The sequence below is a fragment of the Pseudoalteromonas sp. A41-2 genome, from assembly GCF_015767615.1.
GTDB lineage: Bacteria > Pseudomonadota > Gammaproteobacteria > Enterobacterales > Alteromonadaceae > Pseudoalteromonas > Pseudoalteromonas lipolytica.
Genome location: NZ_CP065231.1, coordinates 52,221 through 72,757, shown reverse-complemented (window position 1 = coordinate 72,757; position 20,537 = coordinate 52,221). Strand labels below are relative to the sequence as shown.

Below are 20,537 nucleotides of genomic sequence, written 5' to 3'. Positions count from 1 at the left end.
TTTGTAAACGAAAGTAGTATTTTTAGAGTAGAGTAAGGCACAATGAACTCAGAAGTCATTAACATACTAACGATGGCAAAGGTTATACAAACCGCTGTCGCTCCAGTCTTTTTAATCACCGGTATTGCGGCAACCTTAGGTGTTTTATCAAATCGTTTAGCGCGTATTACAGACCGCGCTAGGCAGTTAGAGCGAAAGCTAAAAGTCAGTACCGACGAAGAGTTCAATAAGTCACTGACCACAGAATTAAGAGCCCTGCTAAAACGTTCTCGCTGTATTCATATTGCATTTAGTGCAAGTGTATTAAGTGCTTTGCTCGTGTGCGCCGTGGTTATGTGTTTATTTTTATCACACATTCACTCTATCAACTTAAGTGTGACCATTGCCAGTTGCTTTGTGGCTGCGATGGCACTGCTCATTTGTGGCTTTTTATCGTTACTTGGCGAAGTTTTCTTAGCAACACGTAGCATGCGACGCGGGATGATCTTCGCTGACATTGATATTAATGATTAAATTAAACTTAAGTTAAGATTAACCGCATTACACTTGAATAAAACACCTAGCTAAGATACAACTCAAACAGTTTATCTTTATGACATCTAAAGGGGCAAAAGGAATGAAATTAAAACACTTAGTATTAGGTACCATGTTATCGACACTGGCACTAGGCGCAACAGCAAGCACCGTATTCGAAGAACCTAGCGACGCGATTGAATACCGCCAAGCTGCGTTTTCTATGATCCGTGTACAAATTGGTGATATGGGCGACATGTTAAAAGGAAAAGTCCCTTTTGATGCTGAGCGCTTCCAAATGCGAGCAAATAATGCTGCCGCTTTATCAAAAATGCCATGGGAAGCATTTGTTGCAGGTTCAGACAAAGGCGAAACATCAGCGCTTCCCGCGGTGTGGAGCGATAACGACACTTTTATGAAAAAAGCAGTCGCTTTCCAGCAATATGCGGATGAACTTGCGGTTGCAGCAAAAAGTGGTGATCAGAAAGTAATTGGTAAAGCATTCGGTGCGTGGGCTAAAGGATGTAAAGACTGTCATAAGTCATTTAAAGACTAGTCAACGACATTAAAAAAGGCGCTTCCTGCGCCTTTTTTAACACTTAACTCACTCAACTCACTTAATTAAACAAATAACTTAATGGCTCAGCACCCCATGTGGTAAAAAGTACCACTAAACACAGCGCAAAAATAACGAATGCAAGCAAGGGTGATTTTGTCACAGGCTCAGTCACAGAAACTTGCTCACTACTGCCCGTCAGCATTGGTTTAACGAGGTTCTTGCCTTTAATGCGATATATCACAATCGCAATTACATGCAGCACAATAGCATACAGTAAAATATCAAAGTTCAGGTGATGTAACCAACCTGCAAACTCAACCGTGTCCGTAGATACATATTTAACAAGCGGTCCATCGGTAAGTATGTCATCGCTGGTCATCAATCCTGAGCCTAGTTGCGCCAAAATTAATATAAAAAACGCGATGACCATATAGCTGCCGGCAGCCCCGTGACCAGCTTTATGCTCATTATTTTTAAATGACTTAATTGCCGCAATCGGTGAATGTATCAATGAGGACAGCTTGGCCGTTTTACTGCCAATAACCCCCCATATAAGACGCGTGATTATGAGCGCTAGCGTGAAATACCCAGTTGCAAAATGTAGCTCCAGCATGCCTTCTTCAGCACTAAAATAAAGCGTTGCAATTGCAACAACTAATAACCAATGAAAGCTTCTTATAAAGCCATCCCATACTTTCACTTTAGACATGATAACGCTCCCTATGAAATATACTCAAAGCACTTAAAAAGACCAGAACCGGTAAGGCATTGGGGTATACATTATTGCAAACTTCGGTTATTTTGACACGCCTCTATTACAGGTGTTTTGATCTGAGCCATAACAACAAGTAAGAGCGATAAAATGCAAAAACCTATTCTCAAAGCGTTATTAAAAGGCTTTTTCGACATGCTCCCGCTATGTTTAGCCGTCATCCCATGGGGCATTCTGTGTGGTTCTTTAGCAATCCAAAATGGTTTTAGTGCGTTTGAAACACAAGCAATGTCACTACTCGTATTTGCCGGTTCTGCGCAGTTAGTCGCGATTGAATTAATGGCTGGCAATACACCCTTACTCACTATTTTATTTACCACGCTTATTATAAGTTCAAGACACTTTTTGTATGGCCTAGCCATCCGCCATAAAGTCATTGATCAACCATTTGGTTGGCGTTTACCTGTCAGCTTTGTTTTAACCGATGAGTTATTTGCTTTTTCGCATCACCCTAAAGCCTACCAAACAAAGCTGCGCCTTATTTATGCTTTAAGTGCTGGCTTTAGTTTTTATATCGCATGGAATATATGGACATTGCTTGGTATTGTTGCTGGCAGCTTATTGCCCGATTTAACAAACCTAGGCCTTGATTTTGCTATTGCCGCCACTTTTATTGCATTAGTGGTGCCAGGGGTGAAAAACCTCGCAACACTTGCCACCGTCGTCACCGCAGGAGTCGTTGCAACCCTCCTTAAAAGCCACGGTTTTCAGTTATGGTTAGTAACAGCAGCACTGATTGCTATGTCGGTTGGGTACGCAATTAGCCGCTGGCAAGCAAAAGAGGAGCATAGTGCATGATGACCACGATTGTATTAATGGCGTGTATTACTTTTTTTACGCGTTACTTGTTTCTACACCGCGCTTTGCCTTTTAAGGTAGGCCCTAAAATGCAGCAGTTTTTGAGTTTTAGTGCTCCTGCCGTGCTCACTGCTATTTGGGTGCCCATTGTATTTATTAATGATGAAGGGATTAATTTAGATTGGCAAAATCCCTACCTAAGTGCTGCGGTACTTGCCGTTATTGTGGCTTACAAAACACACAACATTTACTACACAACACTGGCAGGGATGGGATTATTTATAATCTTGAGCTAACGCAACTTATACGCTGGCGAGCAAAATAGCGCGGCTTTTCTCAAGTGTCACTTGCTCACGCTCACCCAGAGCAGTCATGCCATGGCGCTCTAACTGCGCAACAAGCTTATCTGCCACACTGTCGTCTAAGTTATAATCGCTCAAACGTGTTGGCATTTTAACACTGTGGAAGAAAGCTTCCGTTGCAGCTATCGCGTGTTCAATTGCCGCCTCTTCATTGGTAATATCCAGTCCCAGCACACGTTCTGCATATTGTAGTAACTTACCGCGCTTAGTGTCTTTTTGCTCAGCCATCATGCGTGGTAATACAATCGCTAGGGTTTGCGCATGATCAAGGCCGTACACTGCTGTCATTTCATGCCCTATCATATGTGTTGCCCAATCTTGAGGTACGCCCGCACCAATCAACCCATTTAATGCCATTGTTGCTGACCACATAATATTAGCGCGCACCTGATAATTTTCTGGCTCTGAGAATGCTTTAGGCCCTTCTTCAATGAGGGTCATTAAAATTCCTTCGGCAAAGCGGTCTTGCAACTTTGCACCTACATCATACGTAAGGTATTGCTCCATAGTATGTACAAATGCGTCAACAATCCCGTTAGTCACTTGGCGCTCTGGTAATGAAAACGTTACTGCGGGGTCAAGTACCGCAAAACGAGGGCGCACATACTCACTGGCAAATGGAAGTTTATCGTGAGTTTCAAGGTTTGAGACAACACTAAAGGTATTCGACTCAGACCCCGTTGCAGGCAAGGTCAGTACCACACCGAGTGCAACCGCCGATTTTACTTCTGCGCCGTTTGCTAAAATATCCCAAGGCTCACCCGTGAATTCAGCCGCAGCGGCAATAAACTTACTGCCATCAACCACAGAACCCCCACCTACAGCCAGAATGAAATCAATCTGCTTTTCTTTAACAAGCTCTACGGCTTTCATACAGGTTTGGTAACTTGGGTTTGGCTCAATACCTGCAAACTCAAACCACGTATGCTCACTTAATGCTGCTTTAACCTGATCATAAACGCCATTTTTCTTAATGCTGCCACCACCATAAGTGACGAGTACTTTGGCATTTTTAGGGATTTCTGACTGAATCTCTTTAATCTGTTGCTCACCAAAATGAATCTTGGTTGGGTTTTCAAAACTAAAATTTAACATGTGGCTTCCTCATCGTTGATGTGAGTTTTTATCAGAGAATAAACCATTTTAGTTATTTTTATATAGGGATAAAGCGGTAAAATAGATAATCACTTTTGCAGTAATGCAACAATAATTAACGTAAACTCACACTAGCTAGAAATCTTAGGATATGAATATGTGGCAAGGTTTAGACGAATTTTTATATGTTGTTGAGCAAGGGAGCTTTACCCATGCAGCCAAGGCGATGGAGGTCTCTACTTCACATATTAGTAGGCAAATTCAACAACTTGAAAACCGCTTAGGGTCAGTCCTTTTTCAGCGTACCACGCGAAAAATAAGCCTGACAGAGGCCGGAAAAGAATATGCGATCAAACTTAAAGCAATCCGGCAAGAGCTTATCGATGCGAATAACCAGTTACAGGGTGAGCAACGCCAACCTAAAGGGCTTATTCGTATCACAGGTGCCGGTGAATTTGTTGCCAATCAAGTTGCACCGAAAGTTGCCGAATTTGTCAAACGCTACCCAGAGGTCGAAGTCGAAATCGACTTCAATAGCCGTAATGTCAATTTAGTTGAAGAGGGCTTTGACTTAGCCGTTCGTTTTGGCCGCATGGAAGACTCCAATCTTATCGCCAGACCTCTTTGCAAGCGAATAATGACGCTTGTCGCAAGCCCTGAATACCTAGCCAACCATCCACGCTTAACGCACCCTTATGAGTTGACTGAACACAATTGCCTAATCGCGATGAGAAAACGTTGGCGTTTTAACATTGATGAACACATCAAAGAAGTCCGTATAAATGGCAATTGGCGCAGCAATCACCCTCAAGCCATTCTAAGTGCAGCTATTGCTGGCATCGGAATCGCGCATTTGGCACACGACATTGTTGAGCCCTATATTGCAAAAGGGCAAATTGTAACAGTGCTGGATGACTTTCAAGTCAGCGACAACGCCTCTTGGTTGGTGTATCCGCGCAAAGATCTCTTGCCTTACCGCGTACGTTTACTAATTGAGCACCTTACCAATGAATTCGCTGAATAAAATTCACACTTTCAGAAATAAGGCAAGCGGGTTAGAATCAATCAAATAATAATAAAAAGTCACTATTATGAACGAATTTTATCAACTCTCAGCAACCAACTTACAAGGCCAAACGGTTCACTTTTCTGATTTCGAAAATAAAGTCGTTTTAGTCGTCAATACAGCGAGCAAGTGTGGTTTTACACCACAATACGAAGGCCTGCAAAAATTGCACGAAAAATACCATGTTCAAGGCCTCATTATTATCGGCTTTCCGTGTAATCAGTTTGGTAAACAAGAGCCCGGTGACACAAAAGAAATTAAGGAAGGCTGCCTCATCAACTATGGCGTGAGTTTCTTAATGATGAGTAAGGTGGATGTCAATGGTGAACATGCTCACCCTGTCTTTAGGCACCTAAAATCAGAATTACCGGGCTTTATCACCCGTAAAATAAAGTGGAACTTTACAAAGTTTCTGATTGGTAGGGATGGTAAAGCGATTAAACGATTCGCGCCCCTCACTAAACCAGAACACATCGAGTCTGCAATTATTACGGCACTGAGCAAATAAACCTCGAACCAAAAAGCAATAAAGAGGCAATAGCCTCTTTATCTAAATTTATGCTTAGTCGTTCATGTACTCATCAAAGTCGTCTTCGCCTAAGTTTCTGCGCAAGCGTTTTTGCTCAAGATAGTCTTCCAACTTCTTCTTAACGCGTTGCTTTTTCTTGTCGTGTTGATTACGCCCGACCATTTCGTACTCGTCTTCAACAAAATCGTCATCTAGCGCATCATAACTAAATGTCTTACCCACAACCCACTCCATAAAGTGTTTGAGACCAATTCAGGAGATTAAAATTTGCTCTGTGAATTGGCAAAGATTAAAAAGCTCAGTGGTTATTTAGTATGTAAAAAACCACCAAAATAAAGCCACACCGCCATGCTAAAGTGGCGATATGTCAATATTGTGAATAAATAGCGCTAAATTTGATTTCTGAAAAGTGAGAGTTTTTTATCGTTTCGATAAAACACATTTATCCATGTATGTTTTTTAGTTAATTTGACTAAAAAATGGTTAAAAAACCAAACAGCTTTCATTTTAAAAAACCTCAAAAACAACATAACTCAATGAAAATAAACACAATAAAAACCTTGGCATTAAGTTTGATTATTTATTTTCGTCATTTCAAACAGGAAAGAAAAAAATGAAAAAGTTATTGTTAGTAAGTTCTTTATTTATCGCAACCAGCGCTATGGCTCATAACGATAATGATACGCATATTTCATTCAGTGGTGAGCAATGTGATGTTGAGTTCAAGAACGATGTTCGCATCACGCCAAACGAATTAGAAGTGTTCACTGCTGATAACAGCACAATGAAAATCATTGATCAAAATAACTTATACATTGATGGCGAAAACATCTCGCTGAATGCATCTCAACAACAAGCTATTGCAAATTACTCAGATAGCTTACGTAGCCAACTACCCGAAGTGGCAAACATTGCTCTAGAGGGTGTGAAAATTGCCGGTGTTGCAATTGAAGAAGTGGCAAACGCATTCAACATTAGTGGCTTTGATGACATCTCTGAATTAATGGATGAGATTAGTGTAGAAGTGCAAAATACCTTTTACCAACAAGGTGCATTCACCATGGGTCAGCAAAGTTTTGAAAAGTTTGGTCAAAATTTTGATGAACAATTCGACCAACAAATTGAGTCTGCAGTTGAATCGGCAATGATGCAATCAATGGGCAGTATTTTAGTTGCACTAGGCTCTGAGCTTCTTGGCTCGGGTGGTGACATGGACACGTTTGAACAGCGCATGGAAAACATGGGTGAACAAATCGAAGCGCGTGTAGAAACACAAGCAGCGCAACTTGAAAAACGTGCCGACGCATTGTGTGGCAGCTTTGCCGATATTGCTCACAAAGAGCAACAGCTCGTTGCTTTAGTGCCACAACTCAAAGAATACCAACTGTTCACGTTCAAACAGAACACCCTGTAATGCATTAACATCCCTGAACCAATCTACTTGGTCTTATGGCGCAGAGCTTGCTCTGCGCTTTTTTTATTTTTTTGCAAGTACGGTTAGTTGTGACAACGTTTTGACTGCGTCTTCCAAACGCTCTGACCAAGGCAAACCATAGCTTAATCGAAAACAGCTGCGGTATTTTTTCCCCGCCGAAAAAATAAGCCCAGGAGTAATACTAATCCCCGCATCTAATGCTAAATGGAATAGTTTAACGGCATCATATTGACTCCCTAAGTCCACCCAAATAACACACCCTCCCTGCGGGTTACTAATACGTGCACAACTTGGCATATATTGCTGCAGGCACCAAATCATTCGCTCTTTGTTAGCACTTAGTCGCTGGCGTAATAAACGAATATTTCTGTCGTATTCACCACTGGCAATAAATTCATACAAGGTCCATTGATTGATCAATGGCGCTGAGCAGCTCAAGGCTCGTTTAAAACGTCTGGCTTGTTCAGCAAACTGGCCCGCAATAATCCAACCAATCCGATAACTCGGTGCAGCCGTTTTTGAAAATGAGGCGCAGGTGATCACCAATCCTTTTTTAGAGTAAGCCTGCGCTGGTGTAGCACGTTTTGCGGTGTAATGTAGATCACCGTATACATCATCCTCTATCAGCACAACATCACGAGCCTCAAGTAAAGCGACCAGCTGTTCACGCTTACTATCAGGCATAAAACTCCCCACAGGGTTATTCAATGAGGTAGAGAACACGCATGCTTTTATATCATGCTCATCTAGCGCCTGTTGTAAGTCATCTAACCAAATGCCTTCATCTGGGCATAGTGGGATTTCCAGCGCTTTCAATCCTAAACTTTCAATTAACTCAATGATGCCAAAGTAACAAGGTGATTCAATCGCAATCACATCACCAGGTTTTGCCACGCATTTTAGTGCAATGGCAAGCGCTTCTTGTGCCCCATTGGTGATCACCAATTCATCGCTCGCCACACCAATTCCGAAATCTAAATAACGATGAATCAATTGCTTTTTTAACGGAGCAAAGCCATCCATCGGCCCATAATTAATTACCGTAGCTCCGGCCAATGTCATCACTCGGCGCATCGTTCGTGCTAATGCTTTATCGGTGGGTGCCGCAGCAATTGGATTAGCAATACCAAACGGGACAACATTGGCTTTGTGGATTGCGCTATAAACTTGCTCTATCAGCGCTTGCTTGTTGACAGTCATTGGCTCGCGGCTTAATTTCACGCGCTTGGGTCTTGATTGATTTAACTGCGATGATTTTAAAAAGTATCCCGACTTCTCTCTCGCTTCAATCAACCCTTGCCCCTCAAGAAGCTGATAGGCCTGCTTAACGGTAGGAATACTGACATTAAGCTTTTCAGCCATTTTTCGCAATGAAGGGAGTTTTTCTCCGGGTAATAACGATCCCTGTGACGATAAATCTCTTACTAACTGAGTCACTTGCTGATACAAGAACTGACTGTTACTGCGACTGATCACTTGTGACATAGCTCACCAAACTGTATAGGTTGCATTTGTAGTTTTCTGTATATGTTAAGTATACAGAATCAAATTAAAATAAACACACTTACCCTATTTAGGCAATAAAGATGAAAAGCGCCGCTCTTTACCTTGCAACTGTATTGATCTGGGGATCAACGTGGCTGGCTATTGAGTTTCAACTAGGTGATGTCGCCGTTGAAATTTCTTTGTTCTATCGTTTTGCAATTGCCGCCATTTTAATGTGGGCATTTGTGTTATTTAAAAACCTGCCGATGCGTTATTCATGGCGTGATCATGGTTTTTTTACCCTACTGGCATTATTTAACTTTGGTTTGAACTACCTAACACTGTATTGGGCACAAAATTACCTTAGTTCTGCCATGGCCTCCATTGCATTCTCAATGCTATTAGTGATGAATATTATTAATACCCGACTGTTTTTTTCGAAACCAATCGCCAAGCGAATTTACGTTGGCGCATTGTTAGGCGTTTTGGGTATCGCCAGCTTGTTTTGGCCACAAATTCAGCAGTTCGACTTGAGTAATGGTACGTTGGTCGGGTTACTGCTTGCGCTGTCAGGGACCTTTGTGGCTTCATTAGGTAATATGATCAGCGTCCGCAATTCTCAGCGTGATATTGGCGTTATGCAGGGGAATGCATGGGGCATGCTTTACAGTGCTATTGGCTTAGCCGTGTATGTATTAATAAGCGACGTGCAACTGACATTCACTGCACCTGCAAGTTACTGGGTATCGCTACTTTACTTAGCCATATTTGGCACTGTCATCGCATTTGCTTGTTATTTTGCGCTATTGAAAAATATTGGTCCCGAGCGCGCCAGTTACGTCATTGTATTATTTCCTCTGGTGGCAGTCGTACTGAGTACATTGTTTGAAGGGTTTGAGTGGCAAACCAACACATTTATAGGGTTTAGTTTAGTGCTATTTGGCAATGCCATTGTATTAACGCCCACACAACGAATTAAAGCGTTTTTTGCTACAAGAAATAGCCTGCAAAATCGCTCTGTCCCCAGTTAGAAGTGATTATGTCACCTCTAACACCAAGCGCCTGCTAAAAATAGCAGGCGCTTTTTTATGGTAAATGAAAACGTAATGCTTGGTGATACATGACAACTTTTGCAGGTGTCACACCGACCAACTCGCCATCAGCCTCTATTAGCAAACCGGCAGTGTGTATTTCGGCACGAGACAAACGGCAGTATTGAAGCTCGTTTAAGTTATGATGTTTTACAAAAATGAGATGTAAAAAACTGCGTAAATTCTTCACTAAGTTACCTGCTGGCATGCGATAACACTCAAGCTCTCCATCATTCAATATGGCATGAGGCGCAATTTTTAAGCCTCCACCAAAATAATGATGGTTAGCAAATAAAGTCACTAAATTAGTGAACTCTTCATGCTTGTCGGCAAATACCCCTGATAAAGACTTTGCTTGAAAAGAAAATAACTGTTTAATGCCCTGCCATAGATAACCAAACGCAGTAAACCGCCCCACTTGATTTAATTGACTAACAACATCCGCATCAAAACCGACCCCAGCCACATTAATAAAATACCGCTGATTAATTTTCCCAACATCAATTAACTGAGTATGGCCTGAAAAGACAGCGTCTCGCCATTGTTGCGGCTTAAAAGCAAAGCCTCGCGCAAAGTCATTACCGGTCCCTGCTGGCAATAAGGCAATTGAACAATCACAACCAAACAGTGCATTAATGGCTAAATGCAGTGAACCATCGCCACCAATAACAACAGCCTGATTAACGTGCTTTGCAAGATTCGCAATTGCTTTATGGTCACTTTCAAAGTGTCCCGTGGTAAAGAAAAGTTGCGGCTCAATGTGCCGTAATGTGCATTCGTTTAATAACCATTCAACACTTTGCTTAGTATTTTTTTTGTCACTTGGCTTTATTATTATTAACATCAACTGCCACTTCATCTTCTTAGCAAAAAACCTCTTTTTATTCAAATTAAATTAATCTGAATAAATACTCAATTTAAAACTTTAAAAACGCATAAAACAAAGTTTCAAAAGCTAAAAACCCCTACAAACAAGGACATTAGAGCGCATTTCTTTAGCATAACTATTCAAAAAACAATGAGACACGTAACTTAACTCACCGTTAACAAGGCGCATTCAGATAAGAAAAAGTTATCCGACAGACTCAAATTTTATCGTTTTATTTTTGTTCACTTTGCCTGCAAAATACCCATGTTTTCAACCAAACACAATCTGGAGCAAAGTAATGAACCCAATTAACACTTTAAATCAAAATGCTGCAACTCATGTTGCCGTAAAACCAACTAACCGCAAAGCAAAAATGTTGGCAAAACTTAATCGCTACGGCAAAAAGCTAGCGCTTGGCGGTGCAGTACAATATAAGTAATCCCCAACCATGGTTACTTTTTAGGTGCAGCAAACACCCAACCACTAACGAAGCATCTTCTTTAGCTCCTCGTTTGCTGCTCCCCTCTTTTTAAAAGCACTAAAACAGCAAAAATTTAAAGCTTTTTACAAAAAACACCGTCTTTACGCTCAAAAAACAAGCAAACGAACTTTTTCCTATTTACACAACCGATTCAGCTAAGTATTATTCTCGCAACACTTTGTGGAGAGATGGCAGAGTGGTCGAATGCACCGGTCTTGAAAACCGGCAGGGGTTTGTAGCCCCTCTAGGGTTCAAATCCCTATCTCTCCACCACTTATTTTTATTTGTTGATAATTATCAGCAAGTTACAATCTGAATTATGCGTTGGAGAGGTGGCCGAGTGGCCGAAGGCGCTCCCCTGCTAAGGGAGTATAGGGTTTGTAGCTCTATCGAGGGTTCGAATCCCTCCTTCTCCACCATTTTATTATTAAAAACCGCTTTTTAGCGGTTTTTTTATGCTTGCAATATCTAAACAAAAATGACCTTGTCGAAATTGACCTTATAAGCCTCAAGAACTTTCCTTATAAAGCATGGTGATGAAAACGCACTTAACATGCCCTATTAATTTATACTGAATCAGTGAAACTCACATATAGCGAAAGTTTTAACTGAGAGTGACTCAATTAATCCTCGCTAAAATATGCGGCGTTGTTTGATTTTTGATGTAACGTTAACTATAAGTTTACTCTTGAAATCAAGGAGTAGATCAGAAATGAGAATTCGCCTTAGTTTAACTTTTCTATTAATTTTAGCAGGATGTAAAGGAGAGGGGGATTCTGAAATAATTACCCCAACAATAAGCAGCCTTTCAAGTGAAGGTCAGTCTGTAACCTCTTTTAACCTCGATTCATCCAACAGGGCGGGATGGTGGTCTCCGATCACTAGTTATAATGAAAACCTTTACATAGCTTACAATGCATCTGGGGAGCAAAGCAAAAAGTGTTCAGATAATAGTACGCACTACCTCGCCCTTGCGTCTAAAGACAAAAGTGGCAACTGGAACTATATCCTTGCAAACTCAACAGAAGGTTATTGGTATTCTTGTGATGACATTGGCCACAAGCAACCAACAATAGCAATGGATGGTGATGGAACAATACATGTTTGGGCCGGAATGCATAATGAGGGTAATGGATGTTGCTATTTTTTAGGAGATTCGGGTTTGAACTCGTTAGAGCAGAGTTTTATGTTTCAAAACAAAGGCTCTTTTACTTATCCTATTGCAAAAAGCACTCCTGAAGGAGATATTTATCTTATAATTAGAAACCTGCCTAAAATAAAACAACAATCTGAATATGAAAAGTACTCAGGTTCCGGAGACCTTTACCATTGGAATAACACGTCCAAAACATGGCGTTTAATCGCTAAGTTTGCAGCAAATACAAAAGAAGAAAATGGATTAAACGCACCAGTCTACCCGAATGATCTGTTTGTTGATACCAACGGCAATGTGCATATTTTATGGGAATGGTCTTCTTTTTCACCAAGCGCTAGGCGATATCAAGGTAGTTATGCAGTTTACAATCCAAATGAAAATTCTTTTATAACCTCAGCTGGTAACTTGCTAACACCTCCAGTTAGCCTATCTACATTAGAAATATACCCAGAAATCAGTTATGAAAACTCAAACCCAAAACAAGATAAAGGAACGTATATACAAACCTCAAAGCTTGTATTTGATAATACTTATTGTTCACCTTGTATTATATATCGTAAGTTTAGCAGTAAGGATGAAAAAATACTTATGACTCGTTGGTCTGAAGGACAATGGAGTGATGCAGAGACCATTTACTCTGATATTAGTGGCTCATTTGCTACACTTGACGCAGTAATCGATGAATCAAAAATAAGTGTTTTTTATGCAAAAAAAGGAGAAGGCGTCATTGTCAGTGAAAGAGACTTTTCAGATAACACATGGGGCAGAAATCTGTTTTTAGCTAGTAATGCACTTGATATTAGGTTGGCAGCCCATCAAACAGCTGATAATACCTATTTATATATAAGTGAAATACAGTCAAACAGCAAAGCAACCCTTTCTATTTTGCCGCTCGCTAGAGAACTCGAATGAGTAAATTGACAAAAAAGATTTTAGCCACAGTAATTTTAGCTAGTTTTAGCAGCCAAGCAACTGTCTATAAATGCATGATAAAGGGTGTTGCCACTTTCTCAGAGCAACCCTGTGGAAGAGACGCCACTATCATAAAAATCAACCTACCCCCTAAACAACTCACCGATAATACAAAAAAACAGCCTGAGCTAAGCGTTGATGACTACCTACAAGTCCAAGAAATCGATCGCAAAATTCAACAACTAGAATTAGAACGTAAAAACCTAAAGCAACAACAGCGCGAACGAATAGAAAAACTTAAGTTAATGACTCAAGATGCGGCGAACAGATTAGGTGCAGATTCGATTGACGATGCAATAAGTAAACAAAGTAAGCGCATAAATTCATACTATGAAAACCAACTTACGCAATTTGCACAACAGATAAAACAATTAGAAGAGCGTAAAAAGCAACTCAATGGCACACAAACCCCCTAATTTTCCTAAACTGGTCAGGCATGATATAACAATTGAGACGGGTTAATTAAGGGAGCGAGGGTAATGCACATACACACAATCGAAGGCTATATTCAAAATATTTACTTAGTTGAATATCCCGACAAACTAATGCTACTCGATGGGTGTTGCCGCGCTGATGTCGACACCGTATTTAACTATATTACCGAACAACTCAACCGCCCTCTGACAGATTTAAAACTGATTGTTGTGACTCATATGCACCCCGATCATGCCGGTGGCGCCCATGCCCTAAGAAAACTAAGCGGTGCAAAAATTGCGACATCTAATGCACCGGGGCAATGGTATAAAGGCCTTGATGGTATTTTAATGCACTTGGCCGATATCGCTCTTGCATGGTGGGTTGCAGGTCGGCTAAACAAAGAAAGACGCAATCTTTGGTATAGCCGATATCTAGATGCCGACTATTACTTAGCAACCGACTCTACCCTGCCGGATTTTGATGACTGGCAAGCACTGCATACGCCAGGTCATACCGACCGCGATATTAGCCTGTACCATATTCCCACAGAGCGAATTTACATTGCCGACTTACTCGTAAAAGTGAAAGGGCAGCTTATGCCACCCTTTCCTGTGTTTTATCCTAAACTGTATTTAAACTCTTTATTAATGCTAAAAGCCCTTAAACCTCAACGCATTATGTTTGCGCACAGTAATGAAATGCATATTGATGACATCGATTTCGAACACATTTTAGCGCTGGTACCTAAAAAGCCGATGACACACTGGCGTTCTGTAAAGGCAAAAGTGCGACAAGCACTTAATCTAAAACGCTTTTCACAGTCTTAATAAAGTCATTTATATCATTGCCGTCATTATAAACATGGGCTGAGACCCTTAGCCCTAAATGACGTTCATCAACAGCGATATTAGCCTCATGCAACGCCGCTTTAACCGCCTGTTGTTGACGACCAAAATGCATGATTGCCGTGCCGGAGCATTTATCTGCTGCACTTGGCGAACGCATATATTCACTCAGCTCAGCATGCAACGTAGCAAGCATTGCTAAGTTATGGGCGCGTACTTTATCAATGCCTAAATCGGCAAAGTAGCGAATACTATGCGCAGCTAAAATACACGGTGCGACTGATGGCGTTCCTCCCCAAAAACGCAGTGCCGTATGATGATAAGTAAAATGCTTGATATCAAACTCAAATGGATTTTGATGAGAGAACCAACCAACATCTTTTGGCTGACACAATGCAAGTTGATGACGATTGACCCACAAATAAGCAGCACCTGGGCCACCGCACAACCACTTAACACTCGAGCCAAGCATAAAATCGGGGTCAAGTGCTGTTAAATCCACCTCTAAAATACCTGCCGACTGAGCGATATCTATCAGGCTTAGCGTATTGGATTGCTTTGCAATTTGAATGATTTCAGCAATCGGAGCTTGCTGGCCAGTATTTGAATACACATGACTCACAAACACTAAATCGAACGCTTGCTTAGTCAAATATGATTGCCAAACCTGAGCATCGGTTAAATCCTCATCAGCGCCAATAAACACAATTTCAGCGCATGCAGGGAGCGCTTTTTGCATCGCAAATCCCATGCTAGGAAAATCACTTTCTGCCATTAATACTGTGCAGTTTGTCTGTTGCAAACGCGGATGCGACATCACTAACTTTGTTAAGCCACTCGATAAATTCACTTGTGGGCAAAATAGCTCTGCATCCGAATTAAACAGCCGCGCTAAGCTTGATGTAAATGCCTCAACGCCGTGTAACCATTGCTGCCAAGGCTCTTTATTTTCATTTTGCCAAGCGGCAAAAAAATGCTCATGAAAATACGGCTCTGCCGATTTTAAAGCGCGGCCCACAGAATGATTTAATAAATAGCTTCCTGGGGCGAGTATAAAGTCATGTTTACGCATTACTTAATCCACTGTTTTAGCTTAGTTAAATCATCGTAGCGAGTGCGGATATCGTCGCGTTTTGCTGCGGCTCGGCGATCACGTAATTGCTCAAGAGAGTTAAGCAACACATGTAACGGTGGCCCACTCGCCGTGACTTTATCCATATGTTGTTGCTGCATTTTTTGTGATGGCTGTGCAATGTACTTACTCACTAGTTGATTATGATGACCGATTGCTGTGTCACCATGCAATTTACAAACTTGAATAAATAACTTTAAGTTTGTTTGCAGCCATTCACTATCTCGTTCAGTTTCTGCGGCTAAAAAGTCATCCATGATACTCGTCATCCGCATGCTTTCACGCAATATTTGCTGATCTTCTGGCATCATGTATAAAAATTTATCCACCAGCATTTGCGAATAGCTTGGCTCGTTAGCAAAACAAAGTCCAAGCAACATATCAATCACATTAATGCCTGCAAAATCACCGGCATTTGCACCACGATAAACCTCTTTCCCTACGCGATAGGGTTTGTAATAAGGGCGCACACAGTAAAAGAAACGATCAGTATCGAGTTTGTTATACAGCGCATTATTTGACTCGATGACATCCAGTAATGCATGTTTGGCTACAGCCAATAAATCAGCGGCAATTGGGTGCGAAATTCCTAATGGTTGAATTTTTAGTAACGCATCTGCCGCACGTTTGTAAGCCAAAATTCCTTTGGTGTTGTAATCAACAAAGACTTTTTCATCTTCAAGATTTGTAAAGCGCTTATAAAGACCATCAACCGCTTTATTGTGGGTGGTTAAATGAGCAGTCGCAAAGCGTGGTGTAACACCAATAGATGCGCCAATGTGCATAGCAAGTGCCGATGCATCAACCAAGGGAGAAGTGGTTTCGCGTGAGGGTTCAGTAATTTCATGGCGACGACATGCAGCCATAAATAAGCCAACATTGCCTAATAAATCAAAGGCATTATCAAAACCTTCGTCGGTATTGCCTTCTGCTAATAAGGCACGAATATGCTCATTCCCTTCCTGCTCTAACTGGTGTTTAAGGTGTTCGCCAACGCCTTCTACATTCGCTTTATCGTCTTGTTGCCAATATAGTTTTTCTAGTTCGCTATTGATCTCAACAAATCGGGTACGCAGCCAGCTATCAAATGCCTTGGTGTTCTCAGTCACAGGCTTACTCCAAAATAAATATATTGCGATAATGTTAACAGAGTTCACTGAGTGCTAATCGCTAAAATATAAGCTAGAATTTGCGATAATTAGTGAAAATCACTCAAATAGAAATGAAACTAGACAAAAAAGACCAACAATTACTCAACGCACTACAAGATAATGCACGTACATCTGTGTCTGAGCTTGCTCAATCAGTCAGCCTCTCTGATACTCCTTGCCTGCGCCGAATTAAGAAGCTTGAATCAAGTAATGTGATTAGTGGTTATCATGCTGCAATTAACCCCAAAGCGGTTGACTTAAATGTCTCTGTTTATGCGTTTGTACGCTTAAATCAAAACTCGGTTGCTGCTGCAGAACAGTTTGAACAGCAAGTGGAAAAGCTTGAACACGTACTGGAATGCTCGGTTATTTCAGGCAGCTATGATTATTTATTAAAAATAATTGCCGCTGATTTAGAAAGCTACGAAAGTTTTGTAAAACATAAATTAGGCAGTATCAATTGTATTGCCAATATCGAATCGACGGTGGTATTAAAGCAAGCATTCACTAAACGCCATTTACCTTTAGCGTGACGCTGCGTACTTGCAATACGACAATAACGCGATAAGCTGAATACTTAAAAGGACTCTTATACAATGAAATTCATCAACTTAGTTGCCTTTATTCTCATTCTTTTTGGACTCGGCAGCCCCCCATTACAGGCACAGCAAGAAACGTGTTTAACCCAACTGGAAGATGAAAATCTCATGATGAAAAGTAAGCGCGAAGGGCTTTTCAGAGAACCTCTTCCTCGCTCACACAGCACCTTTAGTTATAACACCGAGCAAGCGTATAGTGACTACCTTACAGCTGCTTACCTTGAAATTAGCAGCGAAAATCCCCGCGCAACGCTGCCTTGCCCAGTCTATACCGACACCTATAAGCAACTCGTTGCGCAAGGATCACGCCCTGCAAATGCAACAGTAGCAGATTTAATCAGCCCTTTTGAGTTAACACAAAAACAGAGCCGTAAGGCAGTGCTATTAATCCATGGCTTAACCGACTCACCTTTTACCTACCATGATCTAGCTCAAGTGTATTATCAACAAGGTTACACGGTACGTACCCTGTTATTACCAGGGCACGGTACAGCACCAGGAGCACTCAAAGAGATTAATGCCGACGACTGGTACAAGGCGAGCACTTACGCTATTGAGCGCACGTTAAAAGATTTTGATCAGGTCATTTTAGGGGGGTATTCAACAGGTGCAGCAATGATCATTGATTATTTAACCCAAGGTCCCGTTGATAAACACATTATCGGCGCGATGCTGTTTTCACCCGCGACTGAGCCCCATAATAAAAATGGCTGGCTAGCCAAGTGGGTTGACGCGATACCCTTTATAAACTGGATAGATAAAGATGCCGATCTCGATTTTGCAAAATATGAGTCCTTTCCATTTAATGCCGCATCAGCCAGTTATGAAGCCATGAAGCGCATCAGCTTAGATAAACTAAAACACCGTTCACTACCTGATGTTGCTTTTTTTAGCACCTTTAGCGATGTTGATACCACGATTGATAATCAAGTAACGTTTAAATTATTAGCTAAGCTACACAATCCCAAAACTCATAAAAACAGCCAACTTAATCGCCTTGTTTATTACGGTGATGATAAAAATATACCCAATAGTTTTCCAGCCGATTACCTGATAATTAGCGATGACTGCGACACCGAAGACTGTAAAAATATTCAAGGCATGTCACATATTGGTATCGTTAATAAACCAAGCAATCCACACTATGGCCGCACTGCCCGCTATCGAAATTGTGGCAGTTATTTAGATGACGATACCCTATACAAAGCCTGTAAATATCAGCCTGAAATTGTTATTGGTGAGCGCACAGCAGAGAATTTAGCGAAGTATAAGCCATTTGCAAGACTCACCTTCAATCCATATTTCGATAAGCTCAGCTTACATATCACAGACTTTATTAAAGACGTTGAAAGGGCCTCTGAACAATGAGCCAATTTAGTCACCGTTGGTTTAATCAAATAACGGATATTGATACGACAATTTGGCAGCGTTTTTTTCATGATACCCCCTTTACCGATCATGCTTTTTTAGCTGCGCTTGAGCACACTGGCTGCGTGAGTAAAAACACAGGTTGGCAACCAATGCACCTGGCAATTTACCAGCAAAAACATATCGTTGCTCTACTACCCGGGTATATAAAGTATCACTCTTACGGTGAATATGTGTTTGACTGGGCATGGGCAGAGGCGTATCAACAACATGGTTTAGATTACTACCCCAAATGGTTATCTGCCGTGCCTTTTACACCCATTGAAGGTCAAAGACTGAGCATTAACCACCCCAATCCAGACAGTGTTTATAATTATTTAACGCAAGTATTAACAAATACTGCGCACGATAGGCAATGGTCGGGCTGGCATATCAACTTTTGCCACCAGCAACAGGCTGAATCACTAAAAAGCGATGCTGTTATGCTACGTCAAGGCGTCCAGTTTCAATGGTTTAATCAAGCATACTCTCACTTTGATGACTTTTTAGACTCACTGACAGCACGCAAGCGAAAGTCGATAAAAAAAGAGCGTGTCAAAATCACTCAACAACACATAACCATCGAGTGGCGAGAAGGTAACACTATAAGCGCTCAGGACATGCAGCTCTTTAGCCACTTTTATAGCCAAACTTATATTAAACGCTCAGGTCACACAGGTTATTTAAATAATGCGTTTTTTCAACGACTACGAGATACAATGCCCACACAGTTAGTATTGATGCTTGCTAAACAGGCTGATGAAGTTATCGCTGCGACTTTAAGCTTTAAAGATAAACAGTGTCTGTATGGTCGCTACTGGGGCGCCAATGATGAAATCGACAGCCTGCATTTTGAGCTGTGTTATTACCAAGGGATTGAATACTGCATTGCCAATAAGCTAAAACAGTTTCACTCTGGAGCACAAGGTGAGCATAAGATAAGCCGAGGGTTTCAGCCCGTTTACACTTACTCAGTACACCATATTCAACAGCCTGATTTTGCTGCGGCTATCAACGATTTTATCGCCAGAGAGCGCCAACACATGGCACTCTATAAAGCACAGTGCGATACCCTACTGCCGTTTAAACAGCAGTAATTGGTTGTTAGCTGGCATTTGTACATCTTCAACAAACGTTAAGCCTGCCTGCTCTGCAAGTTGGCAAATAGCTTCAAAATCACGTATTGCACTGTTTGCATCTTGTTGCTTTAAAAAGGTATCAAATTCAGCGTTACTGGCACTTGTATAATTGCCTTGGTATTTAAATGGCCCATAAATACATAACTTTCCTTGGTGGGCTAAATGCTTTTCAACCCCTTGAAAGAAACGCTCAACCAGCGGCCAGCTAATAATATGCAGTGTATTAGCGGTATAGATTGCGTTCACGCTATCAACAGGCCAAGCATGCTGTAAATCTAGTGACAAAGGGGCATGCAAGTTAGCTAACGATGCTTCCTGATGCCACTGTAAAATACCTAAGTGATTCACCTCACGATCGCTACACAGCCACTGCAAATGCGTTAAATGCTTGGCAAAGTGCACACTATGTTGTCCTGTACCTGAGCCAATTTCGAGTACATTTTCTACATCGGCAAAAAAGTCTTTTAATACGTGAAGAATGGGTGATTTGTTATTTTCACAGGCTTGAGAGAATGGTTTTTCCATACCAGTTTTTGCACCATGTTTGGTAATTAATGCACAACAGTAAAGCAAAAATCCACAATAATGTCGCGCTCTATTGCATTAAAAATAATTTAAATTCATTTAATTCAAAGGATTATATTTTATAAACATGATTGGTATAG

Annotated in this window: 23 protein-coding genes and 2 tRNA genes; 17 read left to right on the top strand and 8 right to left on the bottom strand. The window is 41.2% G+C overall.

Annotation, left to right across the window (positions count from 1 at the left end):
* Nucleotides 1-42 precede the first annotated feature (42 nt).
* Entirely contained in the window at nt 43-513 is a 471-nt protein-coding gene (locus IT970_RS00400; RefSeq protein WP_036974373.1) for a DUF2721 domain-containing protein, read from the top strand.
* Nucleotides 514-616: 103 nt separating this feature from the next.
* Nucleotides 617-1,069, top strand: coding sequence for a c-type cytochrome (locus IT970_RS00395; protein WP_036974371.1), 453 nt, complete (start codon nt 617-619; stop codon nt 1,067-1,069).
* 61 nt (nt 1,070-1,130) lie between these two features.
* On the opposite strand, the gene IT970_RS00390 is transcribed toward IT970_RS00395, so the two are convergent.
* Entirely contained in the window at nt 1,131-1,781 is a 651-nt protein-coding gene (locus IT970_RS00390) for a cytochrome b/b6 domain-containing protein (RefSeq protein ID WP_036974369.1), read from the bottom strand.
* A gap of 153 nt (nt 1,782-1,934) precedes the next feature.
* On the opposite strand from IT970_RS00390, the gene IT970_RS00385 reads away from it, so the two are divergent.
* Entirely contained in the window at nt 1,935-2,642 is a 708-nt protein-coding gene (locus IT970_RS00385; RefSeq protein WP_036974367.1) for an AzlC family ABC transporter permease, read from the top strand.
* Nucleotides 2,639-2,938: an AzlD domain-containing protein gene (locus tag IT970_RS00380; RefSeq protein ID WP_036974365.1), complete on the top strand. Its 300-nt coding sequence runs from the start codon at nt 2,639-2,641 to the stop codon at nt 2,936-2,938. The genes IT970_RS00385 and IT970_RS00380 overlap by 4 nt, the downstream gene beginning before the upstream one ends.
* Nucleotides 2,939-2,944: 6 nt before the next feature.
* Here the strand turns inward: IT970_RS00380 and IT970_RS00375 are convergent, their stop codons facing one another.
* Complete coding sequence (locus tag IT970_RS00375; RefSeq protein WP_036974363.1) at nt 2,945-4,099, bottom strand: iron-containing alcohol dehydrogenase; 1,155 nt, start codon at nt 4,097-4,099, stop codon at nt 2,945-2,947.
* A gap of 157 nt (nt 4,100-4,256) precedes the next feature.
* On the opposite strand from IT970_RS00375, the gene IT970_RS00370 reads away from it, so the two are divergent.
* Together IT970_RS00370 and IT970_RS00365 are read left to right on the top strand one after the other, a co-directional pair.
* The gene (locus IT970_RS00370) at nt 4,257-5,123 is read left to right on the top strand and encodes a LysR family transcriptional regulator (RefSeq protein ID WP_196857501.1); all 867 of its coding nucleotides are present in this window, start codon (nt 4,257-4,259) and stop codon (nt 5,121-5,123) included.
* 67 nt (nt 5,124-5,190) lie between these two features.
* Nucleotides 5,191-5,673 (top strand): glutathione peroxidase, encoded by a 483-nt coding sequence (locus IT970_RS00365; RefSeq protein WP_196857500.1) that lies wholly within the window; start codon nt 5,191-5,193, stop codon nt 5,671-5,673.
* Nucleotides 5,674-5,727: 54 nt separating this feature from the next.
* Here the strand turns inward: IT970_RS00365 and IT970_RS00360 are convergent, their stop codons facing one another.
* Nucleotides 5,728-5,916: a PA3496 family putative envelope integrity protein gene (locus IT970_RS00360; protein ID WP_036974357.1), complete on the bottom strand. Its 189-nt coding sequence runs from the start codon at nt 5,914-5,916 to the stop codon at nt 5,728-5,730.
* A 391-nt stretch (nt 5,917-6,307) separates the two neighbouring features.
* Between IT970_RS00360 and IT970_RS00355 the strand changes: the two genes are divergently transcribed.
* Nucleotides 6,308-7,108, top strand: a complete 801-nt coding sequence (locus IT970_RS00355; protein WP_036974355.1) for a YggN family protein — start codon at nt 6,308-6,310, stop codon at nt 7,106-7,108.
* 63 nt (nt 7,109-7,171) lie between these two features.
* Here IT970_RS00355 and IT970_RS00350 read toward each other — a convergent pair whose 3' ends face one another.
* Entirely contained in the window at nt 7,172-8,605 is a 1,434-nt protein-coding gene (locus IT970_RS00350; RefSeq protein ID WP_036974457.1) for an aminotransferase-like domain-containing protein, read from the bottom strand.
* A 110-nt stretch (nt 8,606-8,715) separates the two neighbouring features.
* Between IT970_RS00350 and IT970_RS00345 the strand changes: the two genes are divergently transcribed.
* Nucleotides 8,716-9,645, top strand: a complete 930-nt coding sequence (locus tag IT970_RS00345) for a DMT family transporter (RefSeq protein WP_036974353.1) — start codon at nt 8,716-8,718, stop codon at nt 9,643-9,645.
* A 55-nt stretch (nt 9,646-9,700) separates the two neighbouring features.
* Here IT970_RS00345 and IT970_RS00340 read toward each other — a convergent pair whose 3' ends face one another.
* Nucleotides 9,701-10,549, bottom strand: a complete 849-nt coding sequence (locus IT970_RS00340) for a diacylglycerol/lipid kinase family protein (protein WP_036974456.1) — start codon at nt 10,547-10,549, stop codon at nt 9,701-9,703.
* 322 nt (nt 10,550-10,871) lie between these two features.
* Between IT970_RS00340 and IT970_RS00335 the strand changes: the two genes are divergently transcribed.
* The 6 genes from IT970_RS00335 (at nt 10,872) to IT970_RS00310 (ending at nt 14,426) form a co-directional block, all read left to right on the top strand.
* Nucleotides 10,872-11,012: a hypothetical protein gene (locus IT970_RS00335; protein ID WP_162898013.1), complete on the top strand. Its 141-nt coding sequence runs from the start codon at nt 10,872-10,874 to the stop codon at nt 11,010-11,012.
* A 224-nt stretch (nt 11,013-11,236) separates the two neighbouring features.
* Nucleotides 11,237-11,327: transfer RNA gene (locus IT970_RS00330), tRNA-Ser, on the top strand.
* A 53-nt stretch (nt 11,328-11,380) separates the two neighbouring features.
* Nucleotides 11,381-11,473 (top strand) — tRNA-Ser (locus IT970_RS00325).
* Nucleotides 11,474-11,766: 293 nt separating this feature from the next.
* The gene (locus IT970_RS00320) at nt 11,767-13,122 is read left to right on the top strand and encodes a BNR-4 repeat-containing protein (protein WP_036974351.1); all 1,356 of its coding nucleotides are present in this window, start codon (nt 11,767-11,769) and stop codon (nt 13,120-13,122) included.
* Nucleotides 13,119-13,598 (top strand): DUF4124 domain-containing protein, encoded by a 480-nt coding sequence (locus tag IT970_RS00315; protein WP_196857499.1) that lies wholly within the window; start codon nt 13,119-13,121, stop codon nt 13,596-13,598. Before IT970_RS00320 ends, IT970_RS00315 begins: the two co-directional genes overlap by 4 nt.
* A 63-nt stretch (nt 13,599-13,661) precedes the next feature.
* On the top strand, nt 13,662-14,426 hold the full coding sequence (locus tag IT970_RS00310) for an MBL fold metallo-hydrolase (RefSeq protein ID WP_196857498.1): 765 nt from the start codon (nt 13,662-13,664) through the stop codon (nt 14,424-14,426).
* Here IT970_RS00310 and IT970_RS00305 read toward each other — a convergent pair.
* Complete coding sequence (locus IT970_RS00305) at nt 14,398-15,516, bottom strand: aminotransferase class V-fold PLP-dependent enzyme (RefSeq protein WP_065978867.1); 1,119 nt, start codon at nt 15,514-15,516, stop codon at nt 14,398-14,400. The two genes, IT970_RS00310 and IT970_RS00305, sit on opposite strands and share 29 nt — an antisense overlap.
* Nucleotides 15,516-16,685: a PrnB family protein gene (locus tag IT970_RS00300; protein ID WP_036974345.1), complete on the bottom strand. Its 1,170-nt coding sequence runs from the start codon at nt 16,683-16,685 to the stop codon at nt 15,516-15,518. The genes IT970_RS00305 and IT970_RS00300 overlap by 1 nt, the downstream gene beginning before the upstream one ends.
* A 113-nt stretch (nt 16,686-16,798) precedes the next feature.
* On the opposite strand from IT970_RS00300, the gene IT970_RS00295 reads away from it, so the two are divergent.
* The 3 genes from IT970_RS00295 to IT970_RS00285 all read left to right on the top strand — a co-directional run bounded on the left by IT970_RS00295 (nt 16,799) and on the right by IT970_RS00285 (nt 19,830).
* Nucleotides 16,799-17,260 carry an Lrp/AsnC family transcriptional regulator gene (locus IT970_RS00295; RefSeq protein ID WP_036974343.1) on the top strand — a complete coding sequence of 154 codons (462 nt, stop codon included), beginning with the start codon at nt 16,799-16,801 and terminating at the stop codon, nt 17,258-17,260.
* 63 nt (nt 17,261-17,323) lie between these two features.
* Entirely contained in the window at nt 17,324-18,694 is a 1,371-nt protein-coding gene (locus IT970_RS00290) for an alpha/beta hydrolase (protein WP_180311272.1), read from the top strand.
* The gene (locus IT970_RS00285) at nt 18,691-19,830 is read left to right on the top strand and encodes a GNAT family N-acetyltransferase (RefSeq protein ID WP_036974339.1); all 1,140 of its coding nucleotides are present in this window, start codon (nt 18,691-18,693) and stop codon (nt 19,828-19,830) included. Before IT970_RS00290 ends, IT970_RS00285 begins: the two co-directional genes overlap by 4 nt.
* Here the strand turns inward: IT970_RS00285 and IT970_RS00280 are convergent.
* Nucleotides 19,807-20,397: a DUF938 domain-containing protein gene (locus IT970_RS00280; RefSeq protein ID WP_065978864.1), complete on the bottom strand. Its 591-nt coding sequence runs from the start codon at nt 20,395-20,397 to the stop codon at nt 19,807-19,809. The two genes, IT970_RS00285 and IT970_RS00280, sit on opposite strands and share 24 nt — an antisense overlap.
* Nucleotides 20,398-20,537 lie beyond the last annotated feature (140 nt).

Excerpts from the sequence above, each read along its gene's own strand:
- IT970_RS00400 (WP_036974373.1), top strand. The coding sequence starts at position 43 with ATGAACTCAGAAGTCATTAACATACTAACGATGGCAAAGGTTATACAA.
- IT970_RS00395 (WP_036974371.1), top strand. The coding sequence starts at position 617 with ATGAAATTAAAACACTTAGTATTAGGTACCATGTTATCGACACTGGCA.
- IT970_RS00390 (WP_036974369.1), bottom strand. The coding sequence starts at position 1,781 with ATGTCTAAAGTGAAAGTATGGGATGGCTTTATAAGAAGCTTTCATTGG.
- IT970_RS00385 (WP_036974367.1), top strand. The coding sequence starts at position 1,935 with ATGCAAAAACCTATTCTCAAAGCGTTATTAAAAGGCTTTTTCGACATG.
- IT970_RS00380 (WP_036974365.1), top strand. The coding sequence starts at position 2,639 with ATGATGACCACGATTGTATTAATGGCGTGTATTACTTTTTTTACGCGT.
- IT970_RS00375 (WP_036974363.1), bottom strand. The coding sequence starts at position 4,099 with ATGTTAAATTTTAGTTTTGAAAACCCAACCAAGATTCATTTTGGTGAG.
- IT970_RS00370 (WP_196857501.1), top strand. The coding sequence starts at position 4,257 with ATGTGGCAAGGTTTAGACGAATTTTTATATGTTGTTGAGCAAGGGAGC.
- IT970_RS00365 (WP_196857500.1), top strand. The coding sequence starts at position 5,191 with ATGAACGAATTTTATCAACTCTCAGCAACCAACTTACAAGGCCAAACG.
- IT970_RS00355 (WP_036974355.1), top strand. The coding sequence starts at position 6,308 with ATGAAAAAGTTATTGTTAGTAAGTTCTTTATTTATCGCAACCAGCGCT.
- IT970_RS00345 (WP_036974353.1), top strand. The coding sequence starts at position 8,716 with ATGAAAAGCGCCGCTCTTTACCTTGCAACTGTATTGATCTGGGGATCA.
- IT970_RS00340 (WP_036974456.1), bottom strand. The coding sequence starts at position 10,549 with ATGTTAATAATAATAAAGCCAAGTGACAAAAAAAATACTAAGCAAAGT.
- IT970_RS00335 (WP_162898013.1), top strand. The coding sequence starts at position 10,872 with ATGAACCCAATTAACACTTTAAATCAAAATGCTGCAACTCATGTTGCC.
- IT970_RS00320 (WP_036974351.1), top strand. The coding sequence starts at position 11,767 with ATGAGAATTCGCCTTAGTTTAACTTTTCTATTAATTTTAGCAGGATGT.
- IT970_RS00315 (WP_196857499.1), top strand. The coding sequence starts at position 13,119 with ATGAGTAAATTGACAAAAAAGATTTTAGCCACAGTAATTTTAGCTAGT.
- IT970_RS00310 (WP_196857498.1), top strand. The coding sequence starts at position 13,662 with ATGCACATACACACAATCGAAGGCTATATTCAAAATATTTACTTAGTT.
- IT970_RS00305 (WP_065978867.1), bottom strand. The coding sequence starts at position 15,516 with ATGCGTAAACATGACTTTATACTCGCCCCAGGAAGCTATTTATTAAAT.
- IT970_RS00295 (WP_036974343.1), top strand. The coding sequence starts at position 16,799 with ATGAAACTAGACAAAAAAGACCAACAATTACTCAACGCACTACAAGAT.
- IT970_RS00290 (WP_180311272.1), top strand. The coding sequence starts at position 17,324 with ATGAAATTCATCAACTTAGTTGCCTTTATTCTCATTCTTTTTGGACTC.
- IT970_RS00285 (WP_036974339.1), top strand. The coding sequence starts at position 18,691 with ATGAGCCAATTTAGTCACCGTTGGTTTAATCAAATAACGGATATTGAT.
- IT970_RS00280 (WP_065978864.1), bottom strand. The coding sequence starts at position 20,397 with ATGGAAAAACCATTCTCTCAAGCCTGTGAAAATAACAAATCACCCATT.